This window comes from Caulobacter sp. BP25 (genome assembly GCF_002737755.1).
Lineage (GTDB): Bacteria > Pseudomonadota > Alphaproteobacteria > Caulobacterales > Caulobacteraceae > Caulobacter.
Map to the genome: position 1 here is coordinate 153,530 of NZ_PEGH01000019.1, position 11,355 is coordinate 164,884.

Here is an 11,355-nt window from a genome sequence, read left to right on the forward strand (position 1 = left end):
TGGCGGCATCTTTGCCATGAACGTCCATTTCTATGATTTTCGAGGAATTCGTACCTTGTTCAAAATTTTGGTAGGCCCGGAGGGACTCGAACCCCCAACCAGACCGTTATGAGCGGTCGGCTCTAACCATTGAGCTACAGGCCCGCGCGGAGTCGCTTCGAAGCGCACGCGAGCCGGCGGATTAGCACGGGCCGAACGCGGCTTAAAGCTCCGGTTCAGGTTGAGGCTGTCATGAGGGGAACCATAGCTGTTCAGCCACGCTTCGCCTGCGCCGGACAGATCTGGAGAAAACGATGACCAACACCGCCCGCCGCTCCGCCCAAGGCCCCGCCCAAGGCCCCGCTCGCCGGATGGCCGCCTTCGCCGCCCCCGTCCTGCTGGGCGGCGCCCTGCTGATGGGCGCGGCCGCGCCGGCCTTGGCGCAGACCAGCGCCGAGGCCGCGTTCAAGGCTACGACCTTCAACCTGTCGGCCTTCGGCGAGACCCTCGTCGCGCCCGACATGGCCACCATCACGCTTGGCGTGCAGACGGAAGGCGCGACCGCCGGCGAGGCCCTGAAGGCCAATGGCGCGCGGATGAACCAGGCCCTGGCGGCGCTGAAGAAGGCCGGGATCGCCGAGCGCGATATCCAGACCTCAAACCTGAACCTGAGCGCCCAATACGCCTATGAGCAGAACCAGCCGCCCAAGCTGACCGGCTATCAGGCCTCGAACCAGGTGACGATCACCGTGCGCGATCTGGCCAAGCTGGGCGCGACCGTGGACGCCGCCGTCGGGGCGGGCGCCAACACCGTGAACGGGATCAGCTTTGGCCTGTCGAACCCGCAAGTCGCCGAGGACGCCGCGCGGCTGGAGGCGGTGAAGGCCCTGCAGGCCAAGGCCGAGCTCTATGGCCGGGCCACCGGCTACAAGGCCGTGCGCCTGATCAATCTCAGCGAAGGCGGCGGCTATGCGCCCCCCTCCCCGCCAATGCCGGTGTTCGCCATGGCCAAGCGCGAGATGGCCGACTCGACCAGCATCTCGGCCGGTGAACTGAAGGTGCGGGTGGACGTCAGCGCGGTCTACGAGGCGGCGCGGTAGGAACGACGAGGCCGCCGCCCCTCGTGGGGCGGCGGTTAGAACCCGGCCTTCTTGAACGCGTGCTCCGCCCGTTCCTTGATCTCAAGGCCCGGCAGGGCGCGTTCGCCCTCCATGACCGCGACATAGGTCAGGCCGAGCGCGGGCTTGCCCTCGCCGGTCGGCATGGGGCCGACGGCCCAGCCGACGGTATTGTTTCCCGTGGTCGGGCAGCTGGTGAAGCGCGCGGGCTTGCCCAGCCCCGCCTTCAGCACGGCCTCGGCGGTGGTCGTCTCGCCCTGGCAGGTGGGCAGGTTGCGCGAACAGGTGATGTAGCCGCCGCCGCGCCAGACCATACGCCCCTGGGCGTCGGCCAGGATCACGCAGGTCGAGGGCGAGCCGATCGACTTGCCGATCGCCTGGGCCAGGACGTCTTCGTTGATGTCGGCGGGCAGCTTGGGCGAGCAGGCCGAAAGGCCCGCAGCGGCGATCGCGACCAGGGCCAGGCGACGAGCCATGCGTCAGGCCGCCTTCTTGATCAGATTGCCTTCGTCCAGCAGCACGACGGTCGGGGCGTAGTTACGCGCCTCCTCGGCCGGCATCTGGCAATAGGTGACGACGATGACGAGGTCGTTCTTCTGCACCAGGCGCGCGGCCGCGCCGTTGACGCCGATGACCTTCGACCCGCGCGGGGCCTCGATGGCGTAGGTGGTGAAGCGCGCGCCATTGGTGATGTTCAACACGTCGACCTGCTCGTTGGGCAGGATGCCCGAGGCGTCCAACAGATCACGGTCGATGGCGATCGAGCCTTCGTAATCCAGGTCGGCCTGGGTCACCGTGGCGCGGTGCAGCTTGGCCTTCAGCATGGTCAGAAGCATGGCGGGGAAGACTATCCCTTTGATTGGAATGAGATCTTGAAAGGCCGCCACACACAAAGGCCCGCGGATCGACTTCCGCATATAGCCATGAAGCGCGCGCCGTTCAATCGCGCCGCAACTTGACGTAGCGGCACGCGCGACGCGTTCAGAGCTTGTAGCCGCCGGCCTCGATCTTGGCGAAGACGGCCTTGGTGATCTTCACATAGCCCTTGTTCGGATCGCGGAAGTACAGCGGGTCCTTGGTCCGGGTGGGGTCGAAGCCGTCGCCGACCAAGTCGACCTTGCGGTACTTGAAGGTGCCGGTCGTCTCGATCGCCTGCTGCAGGCGCAGGAAGACCGGCCGCGCATAGCTGGGCAGGTGCTCGTCCACGTGCTTGGCGAAAGCGGCGAGGTCGAATTCCGGATCGGTGACCAGGGCCGCCATGCCCGCCTTGCCGTCCAGCTCGCCGACCTTGACGCCATAGACATTGACCTCGAGCACGTGCTCGACGGCGGCCAGGCGCTCGGCCACCTCGCTGGTGGCGACGTTCTCGCCCTTCCAGCGGAAGGTGTCGCCGATGCGGTCGACGAAATAGATGTAGCCATCGCTGTCGACCCGCATCAGGTCGCCGGTGCGGAACCAGGCGTCGCCCTTCTGGAAGACGTCGTGCAGCACCTTCTTCTCGGTGGCGGCCTTGTCGGCGTAGCCGACGTAGTTCGAGCGGGCGTCGCTGCCGATCTGACCGATGCACTCGCCGACCTCGCCCGGCGCGCACTCGATGCAGCTGCCGTCAAGGCTGCGTATGGGGGTCTCGGTCTCGACGTCGAACTTGACGATCCGGATGTTGAACTTGCCGCGCAGATAGCCCGGCACCCGGCCGATCGCCCCTCGCCGGCCGTCGAAGTTGAACAGCGAAACATTGCCTTCGGTCGCGCCATAGAACTCCAGCACCTCGCCGACCTTGAAGCGGTCCAGCATGTCGTCCCAGACGTCCGGGCGCAGGCCGTTGCCGAAGATCAGGCGCAGCTTGTGGGCCCGCTCCAGCTCGTGCTCAGGCTGGTTGGCCAAATAGCGGCACAGCTCGCCGATATAGACGAACATCGTGCAGTTCTCGGAGACGATGTCGGGCCAGAATTGGGTGGCCGAGAACTTCTTGCGCAGCACGATCGCGCCGCCGTTCAGCAAGCCCGCGCCCAGGGCGCAGAGCCCGCCGGTGGCGTGATAGAGCGGCAGGGTGACATAGATGCGGTCGGTCTCCTTGGAGCCCGTCGAACCGGCGAAGCCGCGCATGTAGAGCTGGGCGCGCATGTGGGTGATGCGCGCGGCCTTGGGCATGCCCGTGGTGCCGCTGGTGAAGATGTAGAGCGCGGTGTCCCTGGCGGTGAGGCCTTCACGCGCGGTGACGCGGTCGGGGCGTAGCTGGCTGCAGCTCTTCAGCGCCTTGACCAGATCGCGCTGCTCGCCGTGGACGGGGCCCAGGACCCACTGCTGCATGTGGCGGTCAAGCCTGTCCTTCACGTCCTCGAAACAGGGCGAGGTCTCAGGATCGACGATGCAGTGCAGAGCCTGGGAGATGTTCAGGCAGTGCGCCAGGGCCGCGCCAGTCAGCTGATTGTTGATCAGGGCCGTGGCGACCCCGACCTTGGACAGGCCGTACCAGACCGCGAAGTATTCCAGGCGGTTGGGCATGAACAGGGCGACGGTCTGGCCCCGCGTGAGCCCCTGCCCCTTGGCCCAGTGGGCGTAGCGGTTGGCCATGCCGTCCAGCTCGGCATAGGTGACCGTCTTGCCTTCGAAGGTCATGGCCGGGCGGTCGCGCCACTTGTCGACGGCCGCCTCGATATCGTCACAGATCAGATTGGCGCTGTCGGGAGCAATGGACTTCACGCGCTTGAGCGTCCGGGTCAAACCCTTGAGGAACTTGACCTCGCGACGGATCTTCTGGCGCAAACGCATTCGGCTCTCCCTTATGAAACACAATTGGAGAGCGCCGCGCGGGCGGTCAAGCGGCCGTTCGCCGCACCGCAAACCTATCGTCGTTCTAGGAAAGCGCGAAGCCGAACGGGCGCGCCAGCCGCGCTCGCGGGGGTATCCGTAGACCAGGACGCGGGCGCCGAGGCGCCCGCCGCCCCGCCTGGGCCTAGCCCGCCGCCAACCGCCGCTGATCGTCGCGCGCGGACTTCAGCTTTTCCGCCACCAGGAAGGCCAGTTCCAGCGCCTGCTCGCCGTTCAGGCGCGGGTCGCAGTGGGTGTGATAGCGGTCGCCGAGATCGGTTTCCGACACGGCGCGGGCGCCGCCGAGGCACTCGGTGACGTTCTGGCCAGTCATCTCCAGATGGACGCCGCCGGGGTGCACGCCCTCGGCCTGGGCGATCTCCACGAAGCTCTTCACTTCGCCGAGGATCCGATCGAACGGACGGGTCTTGTAGCCGGTCGAGGCCTTCAGCGTGTTGCCGTGCATCGGGTCCGTAGCCCAGACCACCGAACGGCCGGCGCTCTTGGTCGCCCGCATCAGGCGCGGCAGGCGGTCGGCGATCTTGTCCGAGCCGAAGCGGCCGTACAGCGTCAGACGCCCCGGCTCGTTGTTCGGATTCAGGACGTCGATCAGCCGCAGCAGGTCGTCGCCTTCCATGGTCGGGCCGCACTTCAGGCCGATCGGGTTCTTCACGCCGCGCATGAACTCGATGTGGGCGCCGTCCAGCTGGCGGGTGCGCTCGCCGATCCACAGCAGGTGGGCGCTGGTGTCGTACCAGTCGCCCGAGGTGCTATCGACGCGGGTCATGGCTTCCTCGAAGCCCAGCAGCAGGGCCTCGTGGCTGGTGAAGAACTCGACGCGGCGCAAATCAGGCTGGGTGTCGGGCGTGACGCCGACGGCCGACATGAAGGTCAGGGCCTCGGAGATTTTCTCCGACAGCTCGCGATAGCGCGCGCCCTGCGGGCTGTCGCCGACGAAGCCCAGGGTCCAGCGGTGGATGTTGTAGAGGTCGGCATAGCCGCCGCTGGCGAAGGCGCGCAGCAGGTTCAGCGTCGCGGCCGACTGGCCATAGGCCTTCAGCAGGCGGTCCGGATCGGGAACCCGCTCGGCCTCGTTGAAGTCCATGCCGTTGATGATGTCGCCGCGATACGACGGCAGGGTGATGTCGCCCTGGACCTCGATCGGCTCCGACCGGGGCTTGGCGAATTGGCCGGCGATGCGCCCCACCTTCACCACCGGCTTGCCGCCAGCGAAGGTCAGCACCACCGCCATCTGCAGGATCAGGCGGAAGGTGTCGCGGATGTTGTCCGCGTGGAATTCCTTGAAGCTCTCGGCGCAGTCGCCGCCCTGCAGCAGGAAGGCGCGGCCTTCGGCGACATCGCCCAGCAGGCTCTTCAGCCGACGCGCCTCGCCGGCGAAGACCAGCGGCGGCATCTGGCGAAGCGTCTGCTCGACCCGCTCGACAGCGCCCGCGTCCGGATAGTCGGCGGGGATGTGCTTGGCGGGTTTGGCTCTCCAGGCGGCGGGGGTCCAGCGGGCGGTCATGACAGGCTCGATAACAACAAGGGGCGGCGTAGATACCGCGAATAGAACCGAAAGGCAAAATCATGCGGTGAAGCCGCGTCGATCCGCCAAAGCGAGAAAGTTCGTTGTCGCGCTAGCGGGTAGAAGCGCTCGTTTTTTGCGCGACCCCGCAGGCAATGACGGCCAAGGCGCCGAGGGCCAGCCACCATTCCTGCCAGACCCCGAAGCTCAAACCGCTGACCACCAGATAGGATGTGAGGGCCCCGGCCGCCATGGCGCCGTCGCGTCGATCCACGCCGGTCCACCTGACCACGCCGTAGAGGATCCAGGCATAGAAGGCCGCCGCCATGGCCGCGCCGAACGCGCCAAGCTCCAGCCAGATTTGTAGCGGAGCGTTATGGGTGTGCAGCGGGATGGCCGAGCCGAAGGCCCGGCTTGCGTCGATCCCCCAGCCGCGCATCGGATGCTCCAGGATACGGTCGGAGGCGAAGGCCCAGATGTTCAGACGATGGTCCCAGGACGGGGGCACAAGCGCGTGCAGCCAGGCGACGACGCCCGACTTCTCGCCCCACAGCATCACCATGGGCGCGAAGATAAAAACCGCCGAGACCAGCGGGATCAGGGCCCGCGCGACCGGCTTGCCGATGAAGCGCACCCCCAGCCAGACCAGCCCCCCAGCACCAGGGCGGCGACCGGCGCGTCGGCCCCGGTGATATGGGCCGCCAGCAGGATCAGACCGAACAGGATCGCCACCAAGACATTCCGCCCCTTGACGGTCGAAGCGCCCAGAACGCGGGCGCACGGCCAAAGCAGCAGAACCAGCGGATAGGTTCCCATGGAGACCTTGACCATGGCGAGGTCAGGCGTCAGCGGATCACCGCTAGCCTTGCGGATCGCCTGATAGATCGGAGCGCCCAGCAGGCCGTCCAGACACGTGATCAGCGCCAGCAGGCCGGCGCTGACCAGCATCACCCGCGCCGCCAGCCGAGCCGATCGGACTGACATCTGGCCCAGCATGGCGACCGCCGAGCCGTACAGGCCCAATTGCAGGAACAGCTTGATCGCCGTGAAATTCTCTACGGCGCCGAACTTCTTGAGCTTGGCCGGGTCCGGGAGAGCTGGCGTCCAGCTCAGGCTGAACAGCGCCCAAACCGCCATCAGCGCCAAGGCGAACATCGGCAGCAGCGGCGGTCGCGACCTGAGCAGCCCCGGCGCCGCCAGCAGGCCGACCAGACTGAGCAACGCCGCGAACTGCTTTGGCGCCAGATAGCCAAGCAGCGACGTCATCACCATCATGAAGACGGCGAGACCACCCAGCCAACGGGTCCGACGTTCCGAAGCGTCCGTCAGGACGCCGGCCTTCATCATCCCACGCCGCCGACTTCGACGGGGATGTACTTCTCGCGCATCGTCACCAGCTCCTCGGCCAGGGTCGGGTGGACGGCGCAGGTCGAGTCCCACTGCGGCTTGGTCACGCCCATCTTCACGGCGATGGCGGCCATCTGGATGATCTCGGGCGAGTCCGGCCCGACCACGTGAACGCCGACCACCTTCTGGTCATCGGCCTTGACCACCAGCTTGATCAGGCACCGCTCCTGGCCGCCGTAGAAGGTGATCTTCATGGGACGGAACACCGATCGGTAGATATCGACCGCGCCGAACACGTGCCGCGCCTCGGCCTCGCTCATGCCGACCGCGCCGACCGGCGGCTGCGAGAACACCGCCGAGGCGACCATGTCGTGATCGAAGGTCGTCGGATTGTTGTAGAACTCGGTCTGGGCGAAGGCCGCGCCTTCGCGGATCGCGACCGGCGTCAGGTTGATCCGGTCGGTGACGTCGCCGACGGCCCAGATGCTGTCGACATTGGTCTTGGAGTGGGCGTCGACCGCGATCGCGCCGCGCTCGTTCAGCTTCACGCCGGCCTTCTCCAGGCCAAGGCCATGGACATAGGGCTCGCGGCCGGTGGCGAACATGACCGCCTCGGTCTCGAAGGTCAGGTCGTTGTTCAGGGTGCTGAGCAGCGTCCCGTCTTCCTGCTTCTCGATGCGGGTGTGCGAGCAGCCCAGCACGACCTTGATCCCGCGCTTGCCCAGTTCATCGGCCAGGTGGGCGCGGACGTCGTCGTCGAAGCCGCGCAGGATGTTGGCGCCGCGGTAGAGCAGCGTCGTCTCGACGCCGAGCCCTGCGAAGATGCCCGCGAACTCGACGGCGATATAGCCGCCGCCGACGATCATGATGCTCTTGGGCAGCTTGGGCAGATGAAACGCCTCGTCCGAGGTGATGCCGAACTCCGCGCCCGGGAAGTCGGGCTTCACCGGCCGGCCGCCCGTGGCGATCAGGATCTTGCGGGCGGTGTAGACACCGGCGTCGTTCGAGCCCTCCTTGGGAAGCACCTCGACGGTGTGCGCATCAACGATCTGGGCGCGGCCGTGCAGCAGATGCGCGCCGGCCTTCTGCAGGTTGGTTACATAGATCCCTGACAGACGGGCGATCTCGACGTCCTTGTCGTGGATGAAGCCCTTCCAGTCGAACTTGGCCTCACCGATCGTCCAACCATAGCCCTTGGCCGTCTTCAGTTGGCTGGCGACCTCGCTGGCGTAGACCATGAACTTCTTGGGCACGCAGCCGCGGATCACGCAGGTTCCGCCAACACGATACTCCTCGGCCACGCCTACCTTGGCGCCGCTCATGGCCGCCAGCCGCGCCGCGCGCACGCCGCCGGAGCCCGCGCCAATGACGAAGAGATCGTAGTCGTAGTCAGCCATCACCGGGCTCCAAGCTTCACTGGTCGGCTTATGTAAGACGTCAGGGAACGAGACGCACCACACCCTCGTCCGTACCGACCAGCGCCTCGTCGGCCAGGTCGAGGAACAGACCGTGGTCGACGACGCCCGTGACGCTCTTGAGCGCCGTGGCCAGGGTCGCCGGCTCGTCGATGCGGCCCGAGGCCATGTCGTAGATCAGGTTGCCGCCGTCGGTGACGACCACGCCCCGCTCGGCCGTGCGCAGACGCGGCGGCGGCAGGTCGAACTCGGCGGCGATGTCGGCCAAGCGATGGCCGGTGTGGACGTGGCCGAAGCGCACGACCTCGATCGGCAGCGGGAACTTGCCGAGCGCCGGAACGCGCTTGGCGGCGTCGGCGATCGCCACGCAGCGGGTCGAGGCTTCCCAGACCAGCTTCTCGCGCAGCAGGGCCGCGCCGCCGCCCTTGATCAAGCTGAGGCCCGGACCGATCTCGTCGGCGCCGTCCACGGTCAGGTCGATCGTCTTGACGTCGTCCAGAGCGACCAGCGGAATGCCCAGCTCGCGCGCCAGGGCCGCGGTGGCGTCCGAGGTCGGCACGCCCTTGATGTCGGTCAGCTTGCGGGCGGCCAGCGCCTTGACGAACCAGGCTGCGGTGGAGCCGGTGCCCAGACCCACCACCATGCCGTTTTCAACGAGTTGCGCGGCGGCCTCGCCCGAGGCGCGCTTCTGATCGTCGGCGCTGCTCATTTCGTCTTCGCATCCTTTTTGGCTTGTTTGAGGGCGCGGAACTTGGTCGCCCACCCTGCCTTGATCGTCTGTTCAGGACGCGCCAGGGCCAGCGCCCCGTCCTCGACGTCCTTGGTGATCACCGATCCCGAGCCGGTCATGGCGCCGTCGCCCACCCGCACGGGCGCGACCAGGGCGCTGTTGGAGCCGATGAAGGCGCCCTTGCCGACATGGGTCTGGAACTTCTCGAAGCCGTCGTAATTGCAGAAGATGGCGCCGGCCCCGATGTTGGCCTTCTCGCCGACCGAGCCGTCGCCCAGATAGCTGAGGTGGTTGGCCTTGGCGCCCTTGCCAACCTTGACGTTCTTGACCTCGACGAAGTTGCCGATGTGAGCTTCTGGGCCGATCTCGGCGCCGGGGCGCAAGCGGGCGTAGGGACCGATCAAGGCGCCCTCCCCGACATGGGCGCCTTCCAGATGGCTGAAGGCCTTGATCACCGCGCCGCTCTCGACGCTGACGCCGGGGCCGAAGACCACGAACTGTTCGACCACCGCCCCGCCGGCGATCTGGGTGTCCCACGACAGATGAACGGTCTCGGGCGCGGGCATGGTGACGCCCTCGACCAACAGGGCGTTGCGGCGGGCCTTCTGCCAGACCACCTCGGCGGCGGCGAGCTCGGCTTGCGAATTGACGCCCTGCACCGAAGCCTCCGGCGCGAAAGCCGCGCGGGTGACCAGCTTGCGATCGTGGGCCAGGCCGACCACGTCGGTCAGGTAGTACTCGCCCTTGGCGTTGTCGTTGCGGACATTGGCCAGCAGGTCGAACAGGATCGCCCGATCGGCGGCCAGGACGCCGGAATTGCAGTGCTTGACCTGCTTGGTGGCGAGGTCGGCTTCCTTTTCTTCGACGATGCGCAGCAGCACGTGGCCGGGGGCCAGGATCAGGCGGCCGTAGCCGGTCGGATTGTGGGCCTCAAAGCCCAGCACCGCCACATGGGCGCCGCCGGTGATCTGGTCGAACAGCGGCGCGATCACCCCGGCTGTTGTCAGCGGGCAGTCGGCGTAGGTGACGACCACGTCGCCGTTGAAGTCCGCCAGCGCGTCCTTGGCCGCCAGCACGGCGTGGCCGGTGCCCAGGGGCGGGTCCTGGACCACGGTCGCGTTCGGGCCCAGGCGCTTGCGGGCGGCCTCGCCGACCTGCGGGCTGTGCGCCCCGACCACGACGATGATCCGCTCACAGCCCAGACCCTCGGCCGCGTCGATGGCGTGGTCCAAAAGGGTCCGGCCGGCCAGCTTGTGCAGCACCTTGGGCGTCGGCGACTTCATCCGCGTGCCCTGACCGGCCGCCAGGATCACGGCGGCGCGCGGCCGGATGGGCTGTAACACGGGGACGGTCATGGCTCTCGCGACTCCCTAGAGGCGAACCAAAGTTGCATTAGCCGTGCAATTGGCCGAAAGGCCAGACCCATGCACGCGCTTCATGACCTGAACGGGGCGACCATCGCCTTCGACCTGGACGGCACGCTGGTCGACACCGCGCCCGATCTGGTGGGCTCGCTGAACGCCATCCTGGCCGAGGAGTCCCTGCCCGCCCTGCCCTTCGACGAGGTGCGGCTGATGGTCGGACGGGGCGCGCGGGCCCTGCTGGAGCGGGGCTTCGCCGCCGCCGGCGCGCCGCTGGACGCCGAGCACGCGCCCGCCCTCGTCCAGCGCTTCATCGCCCTCTACCTGACGCGTATCGCAGACGAGAGCGCGCCCTTCCCCGGCGTGGTCGAGACCCTGACCGACCTGAAGTCCGCTGGCGCCCGCCTCGTCGTCTGCACCAACAAGCTGACCCACCTGTCGGTCGCCCTGCTGGACGCCACGGGTCTGTCGCCGTTCTTCGACGCCGTGGTCGGCGCCGACAGCGCCCCCGCCGCCAAGCCCGACGGCCGCCATGTCGCCGCCGCCGTCGCCGCCGTTGAGGGCGACCTCGCCCGCGCGGTGATGATCGGCGACAGCATCAACGACGCCCTCGGCGCCAAGAACGCCGGCGTGCCCAGCGTCTTGGTGTCGTTCGGCTACACAGAGGATCCGGTCGAGACCCTGGGCGGCGATCTGGTCGTCCACAGCTTTTTGGATGTGCCGAACGCCTGCAAGACGCTTTTGGCCTCTTGCCCCGCGCCGAACACCGGGCTATAGCCCCCGTCCTCTCGCGGACGGGTTCGTTTCGGACCTCTCCACACGGCGGATGCGTAGCTCAGCGGGAGAGCACCTCGTTCACACCGAGGGGGTCACAGGTTCAATCCCTGTCGCATCCACCATTTCTTCCTTATTTTATGATAGCTTGCGGCATATAGAGCCGGCCATTCGTGGCGCTGTCGCCCCAGAAACCCAAGTTTCGCGCTCCTCACCCCGCAAGCCGAATACTTGTGAGAACTGGATTTCCGAGGCCGTGAAGACAATCGGCGCGTCCGAAGTGTTCCCCTTCGTG

The 11,355-nt window shown here is 67.2% G+C and carries 11 protein-coding genes and 2 tRNA genes; 3 read left to right on the top strand and 10 right to left on the bottom strand.

From position 1 onward, the window contains the following. Positions 1-68: 68 nt before the first annotated feature. Positions 69-144 (bottom strand) — tRNA-Ile (locus CSW59_RS18395). 149 nt (positions 145-293) lie between these two features. On the opposite strand from CSW59_RS18395, the gene CSW59_RS18400 reads away from it, so the two are divergent. After that, the gene (locus tag CSW59_RS18400; RefSeq protein WP_099445431.1) at positions 294-1,079 is read left to right on the top strand and encodes an SIMPL domain-containing protein; all 786 of its coding nucleotides are present in this window, start codon (positions 294-296) and stop codon (positions 1,077-1,079) included. Positions 1,080-1,114: 35 nt separating this feature from the next. On the opposite strand, the gene CSW59_RS18405 is transcribed toward CSW59_RS18400, so the two are convergent. The 9 genes from CSW59_RS18405 to glmU form a co-directional block, all read right to left on the bottom strand. Further along, positions 1,115-1,573, bottom strand: a complete 459-nt coding sequence (locus CSW59_RS18405; RefSeq protein WP_099445432.1) for a hypothetical protein — start codon at positions 1,571-1,573, stop codon at positions 1,115-1,117. 3 nt (positions 1,574-1,576) lie between these two features. Further along, positions 1,577-1,933: an aspartate 1-decarboxylase gene (gene panD, locus CSW59_RS18410; protein WP_010920154.1), complete on the bottom strand. Its 357-nt coding sequence runs from the start codon at positions 1,931-1,933 to the stop codon at positions 1,577-1,579. A 145-nt stretch (positions 1,934-2,078) separates the two neighbouring features. Continuing rightward, on the bottom strand, positions 2,079-3,869 hold the full coding sequence (locus CSW59_RS18415; protein WP_099445433.1) for a long-chain-acyl-CoA synthetase: 1,791 nt from the start codon (positions 3,867-3,869) through the stop codon (positions 2,079-2,081). Positions 3,870-4,053: 184 nt separating this feature from the next. Beyond that, positions 4,054-5,433, bottom strand: coding sequence for a class II 3-deoxy-7-phosphoheptulonate synthase (locus CSW59_RS18420; protein WP_099445434.1), 1,380 nt, complete (start codon positions 5,431-5,433; stop codon positions 4,054-4,056). 112 nt (positions 5,434-5,545) lie between these two features. Beyond that, on the bottom strand, positions 5,546-6,067 hold the full coding sequence (locus tag CSW59_RS21525) for an O-antigen ligase family protein (protein WP_236632262.1): 522 nt from the start codon (positions 6,065-6,067) through the stop codon (positions 5,546-5,548). Beyond that, positions 6,031-6,780: a hypothetical protein gene (locus tag CSW59_RS21530; protein WP_236632263.1), complete on the bottom strand. Its 750-nt coding sequence runs from the start codon at positions 6,778-6,780 to the stop codon at positions 6,031-6,033. Before CSW59_RS21530 ends, CSW59_RS21525 begins: the two co-directional genes overlap by 37 nt. Further along, positions 6,777-8,177 carry a glutathione-disulfide reductase gene (gene gor, locus CSW59_RS18430; protein WP_099445435.1) on the bottom strand — a complete coding sequence of 467 codons (1,401 nt, stop codon included), beginning with the start codon at positions 8,175-8,177 and terminating at the stop codon, positions 6,777-6,779. The genes CSW59_RS21530 and gor overlap by 4 nt, the downstream gene beginning before the upstream one ends. Before the next feature lie 40 nt (positions 8,178-8,217). Continuing rightward, positions 8,218-8,904, bottom strand: coding sequence for a ribose-5-phosphate isomerase RpiA (rpiA, locus tag CSW59_RS18435; protein ID WP_099445436.1), 687 nt, complete (start codon positions 8,902-8,904; stop codon positions 8,218-8,220). Then, positions 8,901-10,280: a bifunctional UDP-N-acetylglucosamine diphosphorylase/glucosamine-1-phosphate N-acetyltransferase GlmU gene (gene glmU / locus CSW59_RS18440; protein ID WP_099445437.1), complete on the bottom strand. Its 1,380-nt coding sequence runs from the start codon at positions 10,278-10,280 to the stop codon at positions 8,901-8,903. The genes rpiA and glmU overlap by 4 nt, the downstream gene beginning before the upstream one ends. A 69-nt stretch (positions 10,281-10,349) precedes the next feature. On the opposite strand from glmU, the gene CSW59_RS18445 reads away from it, so the two are divergent. Continuing rightward, positions 10,350-11,063, top strand: a complete 714-nt coding sequence (locus CSW59_RS18445) for an HAD-IA family hydrolase (RefSeq protein ID WP_099445438.1) — start codon at positions 10,350-10,352, stop codon at positions 11,061-11,063. A gap of 47 nt (positions 11,064-11,110) precedes the next feature. Beyond that, positions 11,111-11,185 (top strand) — tRNA-Val (locus tag CSW59_RS18450). The last annotated feature ends 170 nt before the right edge of the window (positions 11,186-11,355 follow it).